The sequence below is a fragment of the Streptomyces nogalater genome, assembly GCF_039532885.1.
In the GTDB taxonomy this organism is placed as follows: domain Bacteria; phylum Actinomycetota; class Actinomycetes; order Streptomycetales; family Streptomycetaceae; genus Streptomyces; species Streptomyces nogalater.
On the sequence record NZ_BAAASM010000006.1, the window covers coordinates 173,022 to 190,819 of the forward strand.

At 73.4% G+C, this 17,798-nt stretch carries 20 protein-coding genes; 7 read left to right on the forward strand and 13 right to left on the reverse strand.

From position 1 onward, the window contains the following. Nucleotides 1-149: 149 nt before the first annotated feature. The 4 genes from ABD350_RS06500 to ABD350_RS06515 form a co-directional block, all read right to left on the reverse strand. Complete coding sequence (locus ABD350_RS06500) at nt 150-596, reverse strand: ATP-binding protein (protein WP_344346792.1); 447 nt, start codon at nt 594-596, stop codon at nt 150-152. Then, nucleotides 596-1,045, reverse strand: a complete 450-nt coding sequence (locus ABD350_RS06505) for an STAS domain-containing protein (RefSeq protein WP_344346793.1) — start codon at nt 1,043-1,045, stop codon at nt 596-598. The genes ABD350_RS06500 and ABD350_RS06505 overlap by 1 nt, the downstream gene beginning before the upstream one ends. Further along, entirely contained in the window at nt 1,042-1,932 is an 891-nt protein-coding gene (locus tag ABD350_RS06510) for an STAS domain-containing protein (protein ID WP_344346794.1), read from the reverse strand. The genes ABD350_RS06505 and ABD350_RS06510 overlap by 4 nt, the downstream gene beginning before the upstream one ends. A gap of 131 nt (nt 1,933-2,063) precedes the next feature. Then, nucleotides 2,064-3,236, reverse strand: coding sequence for a PP2C family protein-serine/threonine phosphatase (locus ABD350_RS06515; RefSeq protein WP_344346795.1), 1,173 nt, complete (start codon nt 3,234-3,236; stop codon nt 2,064-2,066). A gap of 202 nt (nt 3,237-3,438) precedes the next feature. Here ABD350_RS06515 and ABD350_RS06520 point away from each other — a divergent pair, with 202 nt between their 5' ends. Further along, nucleotides 3,439-3,873, forward strand: coding sequence for a MarR family transcriptional regulator (locus ABD350_RS06520; protein ID WP_344347047.1), 435 nt, complete (start codon nt 3,439-3,441; stop codon nt 3,871-3,873). A 353-nt stretch (nt 3,874-4,226) separates the two neighbouring features. On the opposite strand, the gene ABD350_RS06525 is transcribed toward ABD350_RS06520, so the two are convergent. Both ABD350_RS06525 and ABD350_RS06530 read right to left on the reverse strand, forming a co-directional pair. Then, complete coding sequence (locus ABD350_RS06525) at nt 4,227-4,424, reverse strand: hypothetical protein (RefSeq protein ID WP_344346796.1); 198 nt, start codon at nt 4,422-4,424, stop codon at nt 4,227-4,229. Nucleotides 4,425-4,539: 115 nt separating this feature from the next. Further along, nucleotides 4,540-5,193 carry an HdeD family acid-resistance protein gene (locus ABD350_RS06530; protein ID WP_344346797.1) on the reverse strand — a complete coding sequence of 218 codons (654 nt, stop codon included), beginning with the start codon at nt 5,191-5,193 and terminating at the stop codon, nt 4,540-4,542. 490 nt (nt 5,194-5,683) lie between these two features. Here ABD350_RS06530 and ABD350_RS06535 point away from each other — a divergent pair, with 490 nt between their 5' ends. The 4 genes from ABD350_RS06535 to ABD350_RS06550 all read left to right on the forward strand — a co-directional run bounded on the left by ABD350_RS06535 (nt 5,684) and on the right by ABD350_RS06550 (nt 8,314). Then, nucleotides 5,684-5,887 carry a cold-shock protein gene (locus tag ABD350_RS06535; protein WP_030790686.1) on the forward strand — a complete coding sequence of 68 codons (204 nt, stop codon included), beginning with the start codon at nt 5,684-5,686 and terminating at the stop codon, nt 5,885-5,887. Nucleotides 5,888-6,066: 179 nt separating this feature from the next. Continuing rightward, entirely contained in the window at nt 6,067-7,566 is a 1,500-nt protein-coding gene (locus ABD350_RS06540) for a DEAD/DEAH box helicase (RefSeq protein ID WP_344346798.1), read from the forward strand. 84 nt (nt 7,567-7,650) lie between these two features. Continuing rightward, the gene (locus ABD350_RS06545) at nt 7,651-7,926 is read left to right on the forward strand and encodes a CBS domain-containing protein (protein WP_382466680.1); all 276 of its coding nucleotides are present in this window, start codon (nt 7,651-7,653) and stop codon (nt 7,924-7,926) included. A 58-nt stretch (nt 7,927-7,984) separates the two neighbouring features. After that, nucleotides 7,985-8,314, forward strand: coding sequence for an SCO5918 family protein (locus ABD350_RS06550; protein WP_344346799.1), 330 nt, complete (start codon nt 7,985-7,987; stop codon nt 8,312-8,314). Between the two features lie 127 nt (nt 8,315-8,441). Here ABD350_RS06550 and ABD350_RS06555 read toward each other — a convergent pair whose 3' ends face one another. Next, nucleotides 8,442-8,816, reverse strand: a complete 375-nt coding sequence (locus tag ABD350_RS06555) for a hypothetical protein (RefSeq protein WP_344346801.1) — start codon at nt 8,814-8,816, stop codon at nt 8,442-8,444. Nucleotides 8,817-9,379: 563 nt separating this feature from the next. On the opposite strand from ABD350_RS06555, the gene ABD350_RS06560 reads away from it, so the two are divergent. After that, nucleotides 9,380-9,724, forward strand: a complete 345-nt coding sequence (locus ABD350_RS06560) for a MerR family transcriptional regulator (protein WP_344346802.1) — start codon at nt 9,380-9,382, stop codon at nt 9,722-9,724. A 247-nt stretch (nt 9,725-9,971) separates the two neighbouring features. On the opposite strand, the gene ABD350_RS06565 is transcribed toward ABD350_RS06560, so the two are convergent. From ABD350_RS06565 to ABD350_RS06590, 6 genes are all read right to left on the reverse strand, one after another. Then, entirely contained in the window at nt 9,972-10,922 is a 951-nt protein-coding gene (locus ABD350_RS06565; protein WP_344346803.1) for a carbohydrate kinase family protein, read from the reverse strand. A gap of 1 nt (nt 10,923) precedes the next feature. After that, entirely contained in the window at nt 10,924-12,087 is a 1,164-nt protein-coding gene (metK, locus tag ABD350_RS06570; RefSeq protein ID WP_344346804.1) for a methionine adenosyltransferase, read from the reverse strand. Between the two features lie 129 nt (nt 12,088-12,216). Beyond that, nucleotides 12,217-12,549 (reverse strand): putative quinol monooxygenase, encoded by a 333-nt coding sequence (locus ABD350_RS06575; protein WP_344346805.1) that lies wholly within the window; start codon nt 12,547-12,549, stop codon nt 12,217-12,219. A gap of 52 nt (nt 12,550-12,601) precedes the next feature. After that, nucleotides 12,602-13,855, reverse strand: coding sequence for a 3-deoxy-7-phosphoheptulonate synthase (locus ABD350_RS06580; protein WP_382467042.1), 1,254 nt, complete (start codon nt 13,853-13,855; stop codon nt 12,602-12,604). A 52-nt stretch (nt 13,856-13,907) separates the two neighbouring features. Further along, complete coding sequence (locus ABD350_RS06585; protein ID WP_344346806.1) at nt 13,908-14,600, reverse strand: O-methyltransferase; 693 nt, start codon at nt 14,598-14,600, stop codon at nt 13,908-13,910. 88 nt (nt 14,601-14,688) lie between these two features. Further along, nucleotides 14,689-15,498, reverse strand: coding sequence for a hypothetical protein (locus ABD350_RS06590; RefSeq protein WP_344346807.1), 810 nt, complete (start codon nt 15,496-15,498; stop codon nt 14,689-14,691). Between the two features lie 511 nt (nt 15,499-16,009). Here ABD350_RS06590 and ABD350_RS06595 point away from each other — a divergent pair. Further along, nucleotides 16,010-17,770 (forward strand): class I adenylate-forming enzyme family protein, encoded by a 1,761-nt coding sequence (locus ABD350_RS06595; RefSeq protein WP_344346808.1) that lies wholly within the window; start codon nt 16,010-16,012, stop codon nt 17,768-17,770. The last annotated feature ends 28 nt before the right edge of the window (nt 17,771-17,798 follow it).

Consider the following 17,798-nt stretch of genomic DNA (forward strand, 5'->3'; position numbering starts at 1 on the left):
GACCGCCGGCGTGGCGACCGCCGTGGAGCGGGCGTCCGGTGCTGTGGCGGTGCGGGCCGGGGGCGTGGCGGCACGGCCATCCGGTGCTGTGGCGGCGCGGGCGTTCGGCGGCCTGGGGTGCTCGAAGGCGGGGAGGGCCCGGGCTCCGCTCATGGTCCTCCTGTGCGGGGGGAGGGCAGGCCGGTGACCCAGTCGGTGATGGTGACGGTGGTGCCCCGGCCGGGGCGGCTGTCGATATGGAATTCCTGGACGAGGCGTCTGGCGCCGCTCAGGCCCAGGCCGAGGCCGCCGCCGGAGGTGTAGCCGTCGGTCATCGCCAGGTCGAGGTCACGGATGCCGGGGCCGGTGTCCACGAAGGACAGCCGCAGGCCGCGCCGGGCGCCGTCCTCCCCCAGCCGGGTGATCTCCACGTGCCCGCCGCCGCCGTGGACGAGGGTGTTGCGGGCGAGCTCGCTGACGGCGGTCACCAGTTTCGTCAGTTGTACGAGGCTGAATCCGAGGTCGGCGGCGACCCGGCGCACCTGCCGGCGCACCTGCGCCAGGTCCGCGTCCGAGCCGATGGGCAGACGGGTGGTCGAGGCGGGTGGGGCATGCATCACGCACCCCCTTCCGGGTGAGCGGGGGGAAGGGCCGAGGGGACGCGGCCCAGCAGGGACAGGGCCCTGTCGACGTCCGGTGCCGTGTCCGGGCCGGGCAGGGCGAGGCCCGGTTCCACCAGGGTGATGGCCACGGCGGGACGCGTCCCGGCCAGGACGGTACGGGTGGCCGGCAGGCGCGCGGTCCCGGCGGCCTCGGCGGCCTCGGAGGTGTCGGCCGGGACGCGGCCGAGGAAGGAGTCGACGATCTCCACGCCGGAGATGCCGATCAGGACCCCGCCGACGGGCGCGGGGCCGGCGGCGACGCGTCCGGCGACATCGTGCCGAGGCCGCTCGGCCGCCCCGTCGCGCGGTTCTCCCCACAGGGTGACCGGCAGGACGTCACCCAGCGCCGGCACCGGCAGCGACACCGGCACCGGGCCCGGACGGACGGCGGACGGGCCGGTCACCGCGGGCTCGCTCCCACGGCCGGGGAGGGGGAGACGACGATGCCCTGCCGGGTGAGCGCGTACGCCAGGGCGTCGGCGAGGCCCGCCCGGGTGATGATCGTCCCGAGGTCGATGCCGAGGTGGACGATGGTCTGCGCGATGGCGGGACGGATGCCGGAGACGATGCACTCCGCGCCCATCAGCCGGGCGGCGGCGACCGTCTTCATCAGGTGCTGGGCCACCAGCGAGTCGACGGTCGGCACGCCGGTGATGTCGAGGATGGCGTACCGGGCCCGCTGCTCCACGATCGCCTCCAGCAGCGACTCCATCACCACCTGGCTGCGGGCGCTGTCCAGGGTGCCGATCAGCGGTACGGCGACGATGCTCTCCCACAGCTTGATCACCGGGGTGGCCACCTCCAGCAGTTGCTGCCGCTGACGGCCTATCAGCTCCTCGCCGGAACTGACGGTGGCCTCCATGACCACCAGCCGGAGCGTGTCCATCAGGACCGTCAGCGCGAGCACGCACGCGTGTTGGTCGGCGGCGTCCCCGGACTCCGCCCGCAGCAGTGCGACGGCCGGTTCGCGCAGGCCGGCGACCTCGCCCGCGATCTGCGACGGGTTGAATCCCGCCCGGGCGCGGGCCGCGGCCATGCGGCCGAGTTGCTCCCGGACGGCCGTGAAGCCGGGGGCGCCGACATCCTCCAGCCGCCCGGTGCGGGCCACCTCGGCCAGGGCGTCCAGCACGGCCTTGCCCGCCTCGACCGCCTCGTCCCGGGAGACGGTGAACACCGTACGGAACAGGGCGGCGTCCGCCCAGCGCTGGGCGATCTGCTCACGGCGCCGCTCTATGAAGGCGCCCAGCTTCCGCGCCACCTCGGGTGTCGTGTCGTACTCCGCCACCTGCATCGTCTCCCTGCTGTGCGCGGCCCTGGCCGAGCGACGGCGATCCGTCCGACAATTATTGCCACCTGGCAAGCATGAGGGGGAAGGGGTGCGGAGGCCAACACGCGATCGACACAATCGGGCGGTCCCGCCGCTCACCCGCCGGCCGGCCTCCCGTGCCAGTCCAGGCACACGACCAGGGCGTCGTCGTCGGGGACGGACTTGCCGCGGTGGCCGCTCAGCTCCCGCAGGATCGCGCGCGGCACGTCGGCGGCGGGCAGCAGCCGGGTGGAGTGGATCGCCCGGGCGAGCGGAGCGTCCCCGTACGTCTCCCCCTTGGGGGAGGCCACGGCGTGCACCCCGTCGCTGACGAAGACCAGCCGGTCGCCGGGGAGGACCTGGAAGTCCTGGGCCACGTAGTCGGTCTCCTCGAACATGCCCAGCGGCAGCTGGGCGTCGAAGGTGACGTGCTCCACGGTGCCGTCGCGCAGCCGCAGCAGCCGGGGCGAGCCCGCGTCCACGACACTGGCCCGGCCGGTGGCCAGGTCGAAGTCGAACATCAGCACGGACAGGTAGCAGCGGCCCCGGTAGTGGGCGTAGACGGCCTGGTCCGCGAGCGCCGCCTGGTCGGCGATGGAGATACCGGCGCGCCGGGCGTTGCGCAGCGCGTTGATGGCCAGGTTCGTCAGCAGCGAGGCCTCTATGCCCTCGCCCATGCCGTTGGTGACGTACAGCATGAGGTGGTCGGCGGTGGAGGACCAGTCGAAGTTGTCGCCGAAGATGGCGTAGGCGGGCTCCAGTTGTGCCCCCAGCTCGTACTCGGGGCGGGAGCAGGAGCGGCCGGGCAGCAGTTGCCACTGCATCTCGGCGGCGAGCGTGAGCCGTTCCTTGCGGCGCGCCTGCAGATACAGGTCGGTGTCGCGCTCGGCCACGATCACCTCGTGCCCCAGGATGTCGGCGATGTCGGCCAGTTCCGCCCCCCAGCGGCGGACGGCCTCGCCGCCGGGCAGGGTCACGGACAGCACGCCGAGCCGGTCGCCGCGCACACTCACCGGAAGGTGCAGCCGGGCCCTCCCGTCACACCCGTCCTCGCAGTACGGCCGCTGGGAGCCGAAGGCGCGGCCGGCCGGGCTGTTGTGCACCGGCACCGGCTCCAGGGTGTGCGGCAGCACCGACACCGGCTGGAGCACGCTCAGGCCGTAGTCGGCCATGAAGAGCTCGACGTCCTCCGCGCCGTACTGCTCCATCAGTACGGCACGGGTGGCGTCGAGCAGTGCGTCGGGAGCCGCTGTGCGCAGAGCGCGTTCAGCGGCCACGAATCTGTTCATAAGGGAGTGTTCACCAATCTTTCGCCGGACTACGTACGTGCCTCGTCCACGAGGCCGGTCTCCCGCACGAGCCGCGTCGGGCACCCTCGGGCCGCCCGGGGCCCGCACGCGTGCCTAGTACGCTGACAGGCGCCCCAGTGCCTGCGAGAGTGTGACCGTGACTGCCTTCCGCCGCCGCCCAGAGCCCGACGAGGTCGCGCGTGTGACCACCACGGCCGTCGAGCTGCTGGAAGTCGTGTGGGGCCGCGCCTCGACCGCGCCCACCTCCGCGTCCCAACTGCGCGTGCTGCACGTCCTGGAGCACCACGACGGCATCAACCTGCGCACGCTCGCGGAGTCCCTGGCGTCCACCCCGCCGTCCACCAGCAGGCTGTGCGACCGGCTGCAGGCCGCCGGGTTCGTCGAACGGGTGGCGAGCCCGGAGGACAGGCGCGAGGTGCGCCTGCACCTCAGCGGCCGGGGCCGCGCCTTCCTCGCCGATCTGCGGTCCCGCCGGGAGGGGGAGCTGCGGAAGGTGCTGGCGGATATGCCCGCCGCCAAGCGGGTCGCGCTGCTGGAGGGGCTGGAGGCGTTCTGCGCGACCGCGGCGACGCAGATACTCGACGACGCCCCGGATTCCGGCAGCCGCACCGCCTGAGCCGTCGTTCGCGGCACCGGTGCCACCGCTGCCTCTCGGCGATGGCGGCCGGCACACGGAGCGGCCTTCCTCCACCGGAGCATTCCAGGTCCTTCCCCGCGCACGTCCGACACGGCTACTTTGTTGCCTCACGGCCATTGTTGTCAAACGGCAACAATACGTCTGACAGCCCTTTCTCCGTCCCGGATACCCCGTGAGGGCCTGTTCTGCCGGTGGTTGTGCGCCATGTCTCCGAAAGAGGGGAACGGCGCATGTCCGGAGCCCGCGCGGGAAACCGCGACGGGCCGCGCGGGCGGGCTCGGCGTCTCCGGCCGCCTCCCGGCAGGCGGCCGGGCGCCCGGGCGGTCAGGCGGTCAGGCGGCGTCGGACGACCGCCGGCCGGTACGCGAGCGGGTACCGGCCGACTGCCCGCCGCCCCGGATCAGGCGCAGATGACGGGGGGCGCCGTGCCGCGGCGGCCGCGGCGAACGCGTCAGCCAGTCCTCCACCCGGTCCATGCCGTACAGCAGCAGTCCCACGACCGGCAGCAACAGGCACGCGACGATGGCCATGCTCGGGCTCCTTCCCGGCAGACAGCCGTGGACGGGTGCCCACACGGGAAGCGGCTACTGGGCGCTCGTGTGAACATGCTGTGTCCGTGCCGCCGGGCCGGGGCGGGTCCGCGGGTCAGACGCGCCGGGCGTGACGGGCGTGCTGGGCGTGGGGAGCGCGGTGGACCGGCCGTGCCGCGGGGGCCGTGGCGCGCAGCCGGTGGGCCGCCGCCAGCACCGAGGCGCCGGTGACGAGGGCGTAGCAGCCGATGACCTGGGCGACCGCGGCCGCGCCGGCGTCCGGCCGGGTCCACAGGAGCACACCGGCGACGACCGAGGCGGCACCGGCCAGGAACAGCGCCCCCTCGTGGCGCAGCTCGCGGCGGAAGCGGACCGCCGCCCAGATCTCCGCCACGCCGGCCGCCACGGCCCACGCGCCGATCAGCGTCCCGAGCGCGAGGGCGGTGACCCCGGGCCAGGCGATGGCGACCAGGCCGGCCGCGATGCCCAGGACGCCCCCGGCCGCGTGCGCCACGCGATGCGCCTTGTCCCCCTCCCGGCGGCAGGAGCCGGTCAGCAGGGCGAGGCCGTCCCCGAGCGCGTAGAGACCGAACAGCAGGGCCAGGGCCAGCGCGGTCACCCCCGGCCACACCAGCGCCACCACGCCGAACATCAAGGCCACCGAGCCTCGCGCGACCAGCATCCACATCAGTTGCCGCCGCAACCTCCACACCCCTTCGCGCTCGCCGGACAGGTCCGCCACGCGTACCCCGCCGCCGTCCGCGGACACCGGCCCGGAGTCCCGGCACCGGGCCGGCGCGGCCGCGCGAGCGTCCGGTGCGGAGCACCAGCGGTCCGGTCCCGTCGGACACGGGAGGACGGGGGCGGTCACGACGGGGGCCGTGCCGTGTGGGCTTCGTCTCCCTCACGGCTCCCGGCGGGTCCGTCGGGGTCCCGTCCGCCGGTGGCGGCAGGGGCCGCGTACGGGCCCGTCGCGGGAGGTCACAGCGCTGTGGGCGCAAGCGGCCGGGGGTAATGCCGCGCCGCTGCGAACCAATATCTGTGGTGGCGACGTAAGAAATCGACGCGGCGCGCGATACATATTCCCACGATCACAGCCGGGACGGAATTACGCACACCGCATGACCTGCGCCGACGTGCTAGTGTCGTCATCAGTTGCAGGTGTGGTTGCCAGAAGGTTTTTCCGACGGTTGATCATCACGGCGACACGGAATGCGCACAGGGCGTATTCCCGACACCGTCTCCGAAGGAGAAATAAAATGGCTACTGGCACCGTGAAGTGGTTCAACGCGGAAAAGGGCTTCGGCTTCATCGAGCAGGACGGCGGCGGCCCCGACGTCTTCGCCCACTACTCGAACATCGCCACCCAGGGCTTCCGCGAGCTGCTGGAAGGCCAGAAGGTGTCCTTCGACATCGCGCAGGGCCAGAAGGGCCCGACGGCCGAGAACATCATTCCCGCCTGACCCTCGGGATTGACGCGTACTTCACAGCTGGGGCCCGCACCTTGGGGTGCGGGCCCCGGCTCGCTTTATTACCAGGGTGATTCGACCCTGTCATTTTCGGCCCGTTCTCGCGATTCTCTGCGCCGCTCGTACTGCCGCGGAAATTCCTTGATACGCGCCCGCATCGAGGAAGGTTCCGCATGAACCGCACCCGTACGACCCGCACCCGCACCACCGGTACCGGCCGCGGCTACGACCGCTTCGGCGGAAGTGGCGGCGGCGGCCGCTCCGGCGGCCCGCGCCGCTCCGGCGGTAACGGAAACCGGCGGCCCGCGCAGGGCGAGTTCGCGCCGCCGAAGACGATCACGCCGGCGCTGCCCGCCGTCGAGGCGTTCGCCGATCTCGGCATGCCGGCACCGCTGCTGGCCACGCTCGCCAAGGAAGGCGTGACCGCCCCGTTCCCGATCCAGGCGGCGACCCTGCCGAACTCCCTGGCCGGCCGTGACGTACTCGGCCGCGGCCGTACCGGGTCGGGCAAGACCCTCGCCTTCGGCCTCGCGGCACTGGCCCGTACGGCGGGCCGGCGGGCCGAGCCGCGCCGGCCGCTGGCCCTGATCCTGGTCCCCACCCGGGAACTGGCCCAGCAGGTCACCGACGCGCTCGCGCCCTACGCCCGCTCCGTGAGCCTGCGGCTCGCCACCGTCGTCGGCGGGATGTCCATCGGCAGGCAGGCAGGCGCGCTGCGCACCGGCGCCGAGGTGGTCGTCGCGACGCCCGGCCGGCTCAAGGACCTCATCGACCGGGGCGACTGCCGGCTCGACGACGTCGGCGTCACCGTCCTGGACGAGGCCGACCAGATGACCGACATGGGCTTCATGCCCCAGGTCACCGCCCTACTCGACCAGGTCCGCCCGGACGGCCAGCGGCTGTTGTTCTCGGCCACCCTGGACCGCAACGTCGATCTGCTGGTCCGCCGCTACCTGACCGACCCGGTGGTGCACTCCGTCGACCCGTCGGCCGGTGCCGTCACCACGATGGAGCACCACGTGCTGCACGTGCACGAGGCGGACAAGCACCGCACCACCACCGAGATCGCGGCCCGGGACGGCCGGGTGATCATGTTCCTGGACACCAAGCACGCGGTGGACCGGCTGACCAAGCACCTGCTGAACAGCGGTGTCCGCGCCGCGGCCCTGCACGGTGGCCGCTCCCAGCCGCAGCGCACCCGGACCCTGGCGCAGTTCAAGGACGGTCACGTCACCGTCCTGGTGGCCACCAACGTCGCGGCCCGCGGCATCCACGTCGACAGCCTCGACCTGGTCGTCAACGTGGACCCGCCCAGCGACCACAAGGACTACCTGCACCGCGGCGGCCGTACGGCCCGCGCCGGGGAGTCGGGCAGCGTCGTCACCCTGGTGACCCCCGGCCAGCGCCGCGGCATGACCCGGCTGATGGCCTCGGCCGGCATCACCCCGCGCGTCACCCCGGTCCGCTCGGGCGAGGCGGAGCTGACCCGCATCACCGGCGCCCAGGAGCCCTCCGGCGTCCCGGTGGTCATCACCGCGCCGGTCGTGGAACGCCCCCGCCGCGCGTCGTCGCCGTCCCGGAACCGCCGGGGCGGCACCGGCCAGGGCCGGCCCGCCGGTGCGGGAACGCGCCGCAGGACACAGCGGCGGCCCGGCAACGACTCCGCCGCCTGAGCCCGGCGCAGCCCCGGAAGACCCCTCGGTCGACCGGGGCCGCACGGTCCCCGGGCCGTCCCGCCGCTACCGAAGGAGACACCCTTGACGCCAGTACGGACGCAGCACCGCATGCCGGACCCCGCCCCCGTGACCGCGGACGGGGACGTCGAGGGGCACGGGCCCCGGGTGTGGGACGACATGACCGTCGAGGTGGCTCTGGCCGTCATGGCGGGGGCCCGGGTCGAGTACCTGACCGTGTGCGACGAGGACGACCGGAGCACGGGCCTGGTCACCCGGGTCCGGCTCGCCGGGCTCCGTGACAGTTCCGCGTACACCGACCGGATCCGGCTGCGGGACGTCCTCGCCCTCTCGCACTGATCCGCCCGGCCGGACCGGCCCCCTTCTCTCCCCCCGACTTCTCCCCCTGTGAGGCCTCATGCGCTGCGTCATCGCCCGGTACCCGTTCGACCTGACCAGAACCGGGGTGCTGGACTCGATGAAGGGCGTCAAGCCCGAGCCGGTCACGGGCGCGTCCGTGACCATCGGCCGCCGGCGCTACCCCGTCAAGCAGGTGGGCCGGGTCCTCACCCGGCAGGACCCGCGTGACTTCACCGCCGGCGAAGTCACGCGGGCCATGACGCGCCTCGGCTTCACCTGCCACGACCAGCCCGGGGCCGCGCCCGTGGGCGCGGGCGCGCCCGATCCGCTGCGGGCCGCGTCGGCACTGCTCGGCGGCCCCGGCGGCTCCGGTCCCGTGGCCGTATGACGACGGGCGGGAAACCGCCTCCAGGATCCCGGTGGGGGCCCTTCCGACATCTGTCGGGAGGGCCCCCACCGCTGTGTCGCCGTCCGCCGGGACACCGCGGGCCGGGCGCAGGGGCCCGGCCCGCGTCTCACCGGTCGGAGTAACTGAGGTCGCCCACGGACCACGCGCTGACGTCCTTGATGGCGACCCGGTACATGCCTCCCGTCTCCGGGATGCCGAGGCTGCCCTGCAGGATGCGGGCGAGGTGGAAGTGCAGATGCGTGGGCGCCTCGTCACGGCCGGGCCGGGATCCTCGTGGGTCACGGGTGAAGACGCCCGCGAACGGGCCGAGGCGGTCGGAGTCCTTCAGGACCTCCGCCACCCGCTCCCTCCACACGGCTTCGGGAGCCAGCCGGCCGGTGATGACGGCGCCGCCGACGACCACGGTCAGCGACATCTGATTGCTTCGCTCGGACTCCACCGCGGCGGAGATGGCGACGAGCAGCTCATCAGGGTTAGACATGACAGCAGAGCTTATGCGGCCCGGCCGCCCCCGCACCGCCGCGGGGCGTGAAGTGACCGCGCGGACGTCCGGGCACGGCTCCCGGCCAACCGGCGAGGAGTCGGGCACGGCAGACGCCCTACTCCGCCGAAAGAGTGAAATCTAGTTTTGTCGCAGTAGATTTTTGTCGCTGCCACGGGTAGGGTTCTTCTCGTAGACGGAAGTCGAGCGAGACCCGCCAGACACGAACTGGCGGGTGGCGGCCACAGCGTCCCGGGAAGCGGGTGGAGGGCCGCCGACAGCAGTACCGGTTCGTTCAGTGGATTGGTCCGAGAGGAACGGAGGAGCTGACGCCATCAGGATCGCCCGGCCCGAGAAGCACTCGGCCCGGGTACCGCAAGACCCCGGATTGGATGGTGGTCCCCGGTCACGCAGCTGCGATCCCCCGCTCCGCCCTGCCGGGCCGGGTAGCGGAAACAGAAGGTCGGCACAGCAGTAGGGCCGACAGATGGTGTTGAATTTCCTTCGGGGCCCTGGTGCCGTACGGCATCAGGGCCCCTCGACGCGTTGCACAGCGAGGTGACATGACATCGGACAACCCTCTGAATGATCGTCTGGACGACGACGACTACCCCGCGTACACGATGGGCCGGGCAGCCGAGATGCTCGGCACCACCCCGGCCTTCCTGCGGGCCATCGGCGAGGCCCGGCTGATCACTCCCCTCCGCTCGGAAGGAGGACACCGCCGGTACTCCCGCTACCAACTGCGGATCGCGGCCCGCGCCCGCGAGCTCGTCGACAGAGGGACCCCGATCGAGGCCGCGTGCCGCATCGTCATCCTTGAGGACCAGCTGGAGGAAGCCCAGCGCATCAACGCCGAGTATCGCCGGGCCGCCGGCGAAGCGGCGGGCCGCACCGGCGCCGGCTGACCGCACCCCGCCGGGGCCGCGCGCCGACGCTTGGCGAACCCGGGAACGGCTTCGCCCCCGCCCCGCGCCCTGCGAGAAACCCCAGGTCAGCGGCCCGGCCGACGTGCGACACCCGTCGCACCCCCTACGACGACCACTGCATCGGCGCCCGCACGGTGCGCGCCGGCAGGAGCACCCCCGTGGCCGGATTCACCGACACCCGTCACGTTGCCTCGCCCCTCTTCCCCGGCGGTCAGAGCCGCGGGGTTCAGCCGGAAGGTGTGGTGGTGGGGCCGTAGGCCGCCGCGAGGAGGGGCGGGAGGGTGGACGGGGTGGCCCGGTAGGTCTGGGTACCCACCGTTGCCAGGGCGAGGGAGGCCAGGACCGAGCCGGCGCGGGCGGCGTCGGGCGGGGTCCGGCCGGTCGCCAGGGCGGCGAGATAGCCCGCGCGGAACGCGTCGCCCACACCCGTCGGGTCGACGACCGCGGTCGCCGGGGCCGCCGCCACCTCCACCGGGGGTTCTCCGGCGCGGTCGATCCGGCTGCCCTTCTCGCCGAGCGTGGTCACCCAGGTGCCGACCCGGCCCAGCACCTCGCCCCTGGTCCAGCCGGTCTTGCGCAGGAGCAGTTCGTGTTCGTACTCGTTGGTGAACAGGTGGTCGGCGCCGTCGACGAGCGCGCGGATGCCGGGGCCGTCCAGGCGGGCCAGCTGCTGCGACGGGTCGGCCATGAAGCGGATGCCCAGCGACCGGCAGGCGCGGGTGTGGCGCAGCATGGCCGCCGGGTCGTCCGCGCCGATCAGGACGACGTCCACGCCGGCGGCGACCTCGGCGAGATCGATGTGCGCCGCCTCCGTCATCGCGCCCGGGTAGAAGGACGCGATCTGGTTGCCGTCCGGGTCCGTGGTGCACAGGAAGCGGGCCGTGTGGCGGGTGGCGGAGACGAGGACGGCCCCGGTGTCCACGCCCAGGGCCGACAGCCGGGCGCCGTACTCCGCGAAATCGGCGCCGACCGCCCCCACCAGCAGCGGGCGGTGCCCCAGCAGGGCCAGCCCGTAGCTGATGTTGGCGGCGACCCCGCCCTGGCGGATCTCCAGACTGTCCACCAGGAACGACAGCGACACCCGGTCCAGGCGGTCGGCCAGCAGCTGGTCGGTGATGCGGGCCGGGAACGTCATCAGGTGGTCGGTGGCGATGGAGCCGGTGACGGCGATCCGCATCTCACACTCCCGCCGCGGCGCGCAGCGCGTCCACCCGGTCGGTGCGCTCCCAGGTGAAGTCGGGCAGCTCGCGGCCGAAGTGGCCGTAGGCGGCGGTCTGGCCGTAGATCGGGCGGAGCAGGTCCAGGTCGCGGATGATGCCCTTCGGGGAGAGGTCGAAGACGTCGCCGATGGCCTTCTCCAGGACGGCCTGCGGGACGCGCGCGGTGCCGAAGGTCTCCACGAACAGCCCGACGGGCTCGGCCTTGCCGATGGCGTAGGCGACCTGGACCTCGCAGCGGGAGGCCAGGCCGGCCGCCACGACGTTCTTGGCGACCCACCGCATCGCGTACGCCGCCGAGCGGTCCACCTTGGACGGGTCCTTGCCGGAGAAGGCGCCGCCGCCGTGGCGGGCGTAGCCGCCGTAGGTGTCGATGATGATCTTCCGCCCGGTCAGACCGGCGTCGCCCATCGGGCCGCCGATCTCGAACCGGCCCGTCGGGTTGACCAGCAGGCGGTAGCCCTCGATGTCCAGCTTGATGCCCTCGGCCGGCAGGGCCTTCAGCTCCGGCTCCACGACGAACTCGCGGATGTCGGGGGCGAGCAGCGACTCCAGGTCGATGTCGGAGGCGTGCTGGGAGGAGACCACCACCGTGTCCAGCCGGACCGCCTTGTCGCCGTCGTACTCGATGGTGACCTGCGTCTTGCCGTCCGGCCGCAGGTAGGGGACGGTGCCGTTCCTGCGGACCTCGGAGAGCCGGTGGGACAGGCGGTGGGCGAGGCGGATCGGCAGGGGCATCAGCTCGGGGGTCTCGTCGGTGGCGTAGCCGAACATCAGGCCCTGGTCGCCCGCGCCGCCGGTGTCGACACCCTGGGCGATGTCCGGGGACTGCGCGCCGATCGACACCGACACGCCGCAGGAGGCGCCGTCGAAGCCCTTCTTGGAGGAGTCGTAGCCGATCCGGAGGATCGTTTCGCGGACGAGGGTCGCGATGTCCGCGTAGGCGGTGGTGGTGACCTCGCCGGCCACGTGCACCTGGCCGGTGGTGATCAGGGTCTCCACGGCGACCCGGGCGGTGGGGTCCTGGGCGAGCAGGGCGTCCAGGACGGCGTCGCTGATCTGGTCGGCGATCTTGTCGGGGTGGCCCTCGGTCACGGACTCCGAGGTGAACAGGCGACGGGACATGTCGGGCGTCTCCTTACCCGGGGAGGTGGGCGGCGGGGCACCGGCTCCGCACCGCCGCGGGGACACGGCGGTGCGGAGCCGGACGTGCTGGACGTGCTGGACGAGCCGGACGAGCCGGGACGGGCCGGGTCAGCTCTCCGGGTGGTGGACGGCGAACACCGTGTACGCGTGCGGGTCGGGCTTGGCCAGCGCGGCGGCCCGGTCCCGGTACACCTGCACGTCCGGGTCGCCCATGGTGGCCTTGATGTCGGCCTTGCTGACCCACTGCGCGTAGTAGACCAGGCGCTTGCCGTCGAGGCTGGTCAGGATGTTCACGGAGATGCAGCCGGGCCGGTGCCGGATGAACTTCTCGGCGCCCTCGCTGAGCACCTCGGCCAGCTCCTGCTGCTTCTCCGGCTCCACGTCGAAGACGTTGATCATGGCGTAGGTGCCGTCGTTCTCCCGGATGACCGTCTCTGACATGACGTTTCCTCTCATGGTTGGCATGACGTCGGTGATGCGTCGGTGGCGTGTGTCAGGCGGGCGGGGCCGCCCAGGCGCGGGCCACCTCCAGCGCCTGCTCGGGGTTGAGCCGGGGGTCGCACAGGGTGGCGGGCGCGGTCCCGGCCGGGGTGGCGCCGAGTTCGGCCGGATCCGTCCGGACGCACTCGGCGACGTCGTGCGGGGTGGTCTCCAGGTGCAGGCCCGCGGGTGTGCCGCCCGCCTCGGTGACCACCTCAAGGAAGGCCCGGACCTCCTCCACCACCGTCCGCACCACCCGGACCTTCGCCCCGGACGGTGCCTTGACGGTGTTGCCGTGCAGCGGGTCGCACAGCCACGCCACCCGGTGCCCGGCCTCGCGGACGGCGCCGACCAGCGGCGGCAGCGCGGTGCGCACCGCCGACGCGCCCATCCGGGAGATCAGGGTCAGCCGGCCGGGCTCGCGGTCCGGGTCCAGCCGGGCGCACAGGGCGAGCAGGTCCGCCGGGCGGGTCGCCGGGCCGACCTTGCACGCGACCGGGTTGGTCACCTGCGCCAGCATCCGGGCGTGCGGGCCGTCCGGGTGCCGGGTGCGCTCGCCGATCCAGGGCAGATGGGTGGAGGCCAGCAGGACGTGCCCGGCTGCGGTGCGGCGCAGCAGCGGCAGCTCGTAGTCGAGGACCAGCGCCTCGTGGCTGGTCCACACCGGGGCGCCGGTGGGCAGCGCCCAGTCGCTGGTGCGCTGCCGCAGATACGTCACGGCGCGATGGGCGGCGTAGTAGCACTCCAGCATGCGGCGCGGGTCGGCCTGGCGGGCCGCCGCGGTGGGCTCCGGCGCGTTGACCAAGTGGCCCCGGTAGACCGGCAGTTCGGTGCCGTCGACCAGTTCGGTGGGCGCGCTGCGCGGCTTGGCGAACTGTCCGGCGATGCGGCCGATGCGCACCACCGGCCGGCCGGTGGCCGCCACCATCACCCCGGCCAGCGCGTCCAGCAGGCCCGCCTTGCGCATCACCGCCGACGGGGCGCACTCGGCCGGGTCCTCCGCGCAGTCGCCCGCCTGGATCACCAGGTAGTGACCGGTCGCCGCCTCGGCCAGCAGGGTGCGCAGCAGGCGGACCTCCTCCCAGGTCACCAGCCCCGGCAGCTGGGCGAGTTCGGCGCGGACCGCCGCGGCCTGGACGGGGTCGTGCCAGGCCGGCTGCTGCGGTGCCGCGCCGAGGTCGCGCGGGAAGTCCTCGTCGAGATCGTCGAGGGGGACCTCGACGGCGAGCGGGTGCAGCGGATATCCGGGGCGGGTCAGCCCGGTCACGGTCGTCCTCCTGGGGTCGGCGCGAACGCGTACGGTGCGGTGGCGGGCGCCATCAGAACGACGACGCCTCGGCGGGCAGCCGGCGCGCCAGCGTCAGGCCGTCGGCGACCGGCAGCATGACCAGCTCGACGCGCTCGTCCTTGCGGGCGTGGTCGTTGAACGCGTGGACGGCGGCGGCCTTGACCCCGGGGAACTCCGCGACGACCTCGCCGCTGAACAGCGTGTTGTCCACGAGGATCAGCCCGCCCGGACGCATCCGGGGGACCAGCTCCTCCCAGTAGTCGATGTAGCCGGGCTTGTCGGCGTCGATGAAGGCGAGGTCGAGGTGCGGCTCGGCGGGCAGGGCGCGCAGGGTCGACACGGCCGGGCCGAGGCGCAGCTCGATGCGGTCGGACACCCCGGCGCGGGTCCAGAACTCCCGGGCCAGCGCGGTCCATTCGGCGGAGACGTCACAGGTGATCAGGGTGCCGCCGGGGGCCAGCCCGCGGGCCAGGCAGAGCGAGGACGAGCCCGTGAAGGTGCCGACCTCCACGATGGTGCGGGCACCGAGCAGCCGCACCAGGAAGGTCAGCAGGGCGGCCTCCTCGGGGGCGACCACCATGTGCGCCTGGTCCGGGATCGCCTCCCTGGTCCGCTCGGCCAGCTCCGCCAGCAGCGGGTCGGGGACCATCCTGCCCTGGACGAGCAGGTAGTCGTGAAGTTCGGGCGTGAGCGCGATGTTCCTGAGCGTTTCGTTCCGCAGCACGGGTGCTCCCGGTGGTCTAGGGATGGGTACGCAGGGTGGGGGCGACGGGACGCGGCGCGCGGGGGCGGGGCACCGCGCGGGTCCCGGCTCAGGCGTCCGGGCGCTTCGGGGCGGCCGGCCACGCCTGGTACGCCTGGCGGACCGCCTCGGCCGGACGGGGCAGATCGGCGGTGGCGCCGCGCAGGTCGCCGGCGCAGTGCAGCTCGAAGCGGCGCCGGCGGGCGGGGCGCCGGTGGTCGCGCACGAAGTACGTCACGGTCGATCCCGCCGGTCCGCCCTCGTGCGGGTTGTGGCCGCCGCCCTCCCACAGCAGCCCCGCCTCGGCGTGCCAGGTGGTGACGAGCCGGCGCAACAGCGGGCCGGAGGGGCGGTCGACGACGAACGCGGTGTGGTTCTCGAAGCCGTACGCGGACTCCGCCGCCTCGACGCGCTCGTCGAACGCCTCGCTGTCGCGGGGGAAGAGGAAGACCTCCACGGCAGGGTGCCGCCGCCCGTCCGGCAGCGGGATCCGCAGGCGGGTGATGTGCACGTCGCAGCGCGCCGGGTCCAGCCGGTGGCGTGCGCCGAGCCGGGCCCGCACCACGGTGCTGGGCACGGCGGGAAGGGGCGCCAGTCCCCGTTCCGCCAAGTGGCGCAGGCCGGCGTCGAGGGTGTCGGGAAACAGCAGAACGGCGCAGTGGTCGAACGTGCACTCCCGCTCGGTCAGCGCGGCAGCCGTGCCGTCCGGTCGCAGCGGCGCGAGAAGTTCGGACGCCGGTGCCGTACTGGCGTGGCGGGCATCGTGGATCACCGCGTCGAGACGGCGCAGGTCGGCCGTGCTGAACGCGCCGTCGGCGACCGGATCGGCGGCCTGCCGGAATGGCGGATGGGTGGTGCCGGAGGATTGAACGAAGGCCATTGATACCTCCTGCCTCAGGGCCGCCGGAATTCTGTGCAGGTCTTTGTTTTCCGGGCAAGTGCAATCTGTGAACGGAAGGTTTCACGACCCGCGAGCCGGTGGGTTACCCATCCGTAGCACCGCTTTGACCAGCGGTTTCGTGTCGATTCGGTCTTACAGATGACCCGTATCGGAGGCGACGATCGGTCCGCGCTCGGCTTTTTTCGACCCTCCCCGGAAGCGGAATGCACACGTTCCTTATTGATGTTTCTTACCATCCGGGAATCCACGGTTCGCTTGCCCCGATGGCAATCATCGGCGGTGCCGAACGACATCACGGCACGATACGGCGGCACACCCACGATCACCCTGGGCGGCTTCGCTCTTCATTGAGCTTTCTTATCGGGTCCGGCCGCGTACACGGCATCGGAAATCCTTATCGGCGAATGCTGGACCAGGCGATCGGACGCCCCGCAGAATCCCCTCTCGCAAGGCAGCGCCTGATTCGTTCTGCCGCAACGGAGGTTTCCTCGTGAACGCTCCACCCACGGATTTCCTGACCACGTCCGGCACGTTCACCGACGCACTGGTACGCGCGGCCGACCGCCGCGTGGAACCCGCCGTGTGGGACGGCGGCCGCCGGCGGACCTGGCGGGACTGCCTCCGCCAGGCCGAGCGCACCGCCGCCGCCCTGCACCGGCACGGGCTCACGGCCGGCGACGTACTGGCGGCCCGGCTGCCCAACTCCTGGGAGCTGGTGGTGCTGCACGCGGCCACCGCCCGGCTCGGTGTGCTGCTGCTGCCCCTGCACTCCGCCTACGGCCCCCGCGAGACGCGGACGCTGATCGAGCAGTCCGGCGCGGTCGCGCTGGTGGCCGCCGCCGTACAGCGCGGACACGACCGCCTCGGCGAGATCCGCGCCCTGCGCGACGACTGCCCCGGACTGCGGCACGTCTGGGTGTCCACCGGCGCCGGACACGGGGGCACCCGCACCCGGGACACCGGCCCCGCCGGCACCGGCACCCACGTCACCGGTCCCGCCGGCGCCCGCACCCACGTCACCGGCCCCGGCTCCACCGGCGGGCTGCCGGACCTGGCGGGTCTGCTCGAAGAGGCACCGGACCACCCGGCCGTCCGGCTGCCTCCCCCGCCCACCGACCCCACGGCCCCCCTGGTGCTGCTGGCGTCCTCCGGTACGACCTCCCGGCGGCCGAAGCTGTGCGTCCACAGCCACGCCGGACTCCTCGGCAACGCCGCGGCCGTGGCGGCGGACGGCGGACTCGGCGCGCGGGACACCATCGTCTCCGCGAGCCCGCTCAGCCATGCCTTCGGGCTGCTCTCCGTCCATCTCGCCCTGGTCACCGGCGGCGCGGTGGGCCTGTTCGGCGCCTGGGAGCCCCGCGCCTTCGCCGCCGCCCTGCGCGCCTGCGGCGCCACCGCCGCCTTCGCCGTCCCCGCCCAGCTGCGCGACCTGCTCGCCCTCCCGGCAGCCGGCGGCGGAGACGCTCCGCTCAGGCTGCGGGAGGTGCGCACCGGCGGCGCCCCCGTGCCCCGCGAACTGGCCGACGGCGTGCGGCGCGTCCTGGGCGCCCGGCTCATCGTCCAGTGGGGGATGACGGAGATCGGCGCCGGTACGTACACCCGCCCCGGTGATCCGCCCGAGGCGGCCGGCACCATCGGCCGGCCCGCCCTCGGCGCGGCCGTGCGCGTCCACCGGGACGGCCGGCCGGCCGCGCCCGGCGAGACCGGTGAACTCCAGTACCGCAGCCCGTGGATGTTCTCCGGCTACCACCGCGCCCCCGAGGCGACCCGGGCCGCGTTCACCCCGGACGGCTGGCTGCGCACCGGCGACCTGGCCGCCCTGCGACCGGACGGCTCGGTGGTCTACCGGGGCCGGGCCGACGAGCTGATCAACCGGGGCGGGCTGAAGTTCAGCGCGCTGGAGGTGGAGGAACTCCTCGACGACCTCCCGCAGTTGGCCCAGCACGCCGTCGTCGCCCGCCCCGACCCGCGCCTCGGCCAGCGCGCCTGTCTGGTCGTCGCGCTGCGCCCGGGGACGCGTCTCACCCTGGACGACGTCACCGGGCACCTGGCCGGCAAGGGTCTGGCCACCTACAAGCTCCCCGAGCAGCTGGTCGTCGTGGACCGGCTGCCCACCACCGTGACCGGCAAGATCGCCCGCGCCCGCCTGCGGACGATCCCCCTGCCCCCGCTCCCCGTACAACCGCCCCGGCGCACCCCTGTCCCCGCGGCCCCCGCGGCCCCCGCGGGCCGGACGGAGGCGGGAACGTGAGCGGGGGCGCGGGCGAGGGCGGGGGGGC

Excerpts from the sequence above, each read along its gene's own strand:
- ABD350_RS06500 (WP_344346792.1), bottom strand. The coding sequence starts at position 596 with ATGCATGCCCCACCCGCCTCGACCACCCGTCTGCCCATCGGCTCGGAC.
- ABD350_RS06565 (WP_344346803.1), bottom strand. The coding sequence starts at position 10,922 with ATGCGGATCGCCGTCACCGGCTCCATCGCCACCGACCACCTGATGACG.
- ABD350_RS06540 (WP_344346798.1), top strand. The coding sequence starts at position 6,067 with ATGAACCGCACCCGTACGACCCGCACCCGCACCACCGGTACCGGCCGC.
- ABD350_RS06510 (WP_344346794.1), bottom strand. The coding sequence starts at position 1,932 with ATGCAGGTGGCGGAGTACGACACGACACCCGAGGTGGCGCGGAAGCTG.
- ABD350_RS06590 (WP_344346807.1), bottom strand. The coding sequence starts at position 15,498 with ATGGCCTTCGTTCAATCCTCCGGCACCACCCATCCGCCATTCCGGCAG.
- ABD350_RS06555 (WP_344346801.1), bottom strand. The coding sequence starts at position 8,816 with ATGTCTAACCCTGATGAGCTGCTCGTCGCCATCTCCGCCGCGGTGGAG.
- ABD350_RS06575 (WP_344346805.1), bottom strand. The coding sequence starts at position 12,549 with ATGTCAGAGACGGTCATCCGGGAGAACGACGGCACCTACGCCATGATC.
- ABD350_RS06525 (WP_344346796.1), bottom strand. The coding sequence starts at position 4,424 with ATGGCCATCGTCGCGTGCCTGTTGCTGCCGGTCGTGGGACTGCTGCTG.
- ABD350_RS06550 (WP_344346799.1), top strand. The coding sequence starts at position 7,985 with ATGCGCTGCGTCATCGCCCGGTACCCGTTCGACCTGACCAGAACCGGG.
- metK (WP_344346804.1), bottom strand. The coding sequence starts at position 12,087 with ATGTCCCGTCGCCTGTTCACCTCGGAGTCCGTGACCGAGGGCCACCCC.
- ABD350_RS06515 (WP_344346795.1), bottom strand. The coding sequence starts at position 3,236 with ATGAACAGATTCGTGGCCGCTGAACGCGCTCTGCGCACAGCGGCTCCC.
- ABD350_RS06535 (WP_030790686.1), top strand. The coding sequence starts at position 5,684 with ATGGCTACTGGCACCGTGAAGTGGTTCAACGCGGAAAAGGGCTTCGGC.
- ABD350_RS06560 (WP_344346802.1), top strand. The coding sequence starts at position 9,380 with ATGACATCGGACAACCCTCTGAATGATCGTCTGGACGACGACGACTAC.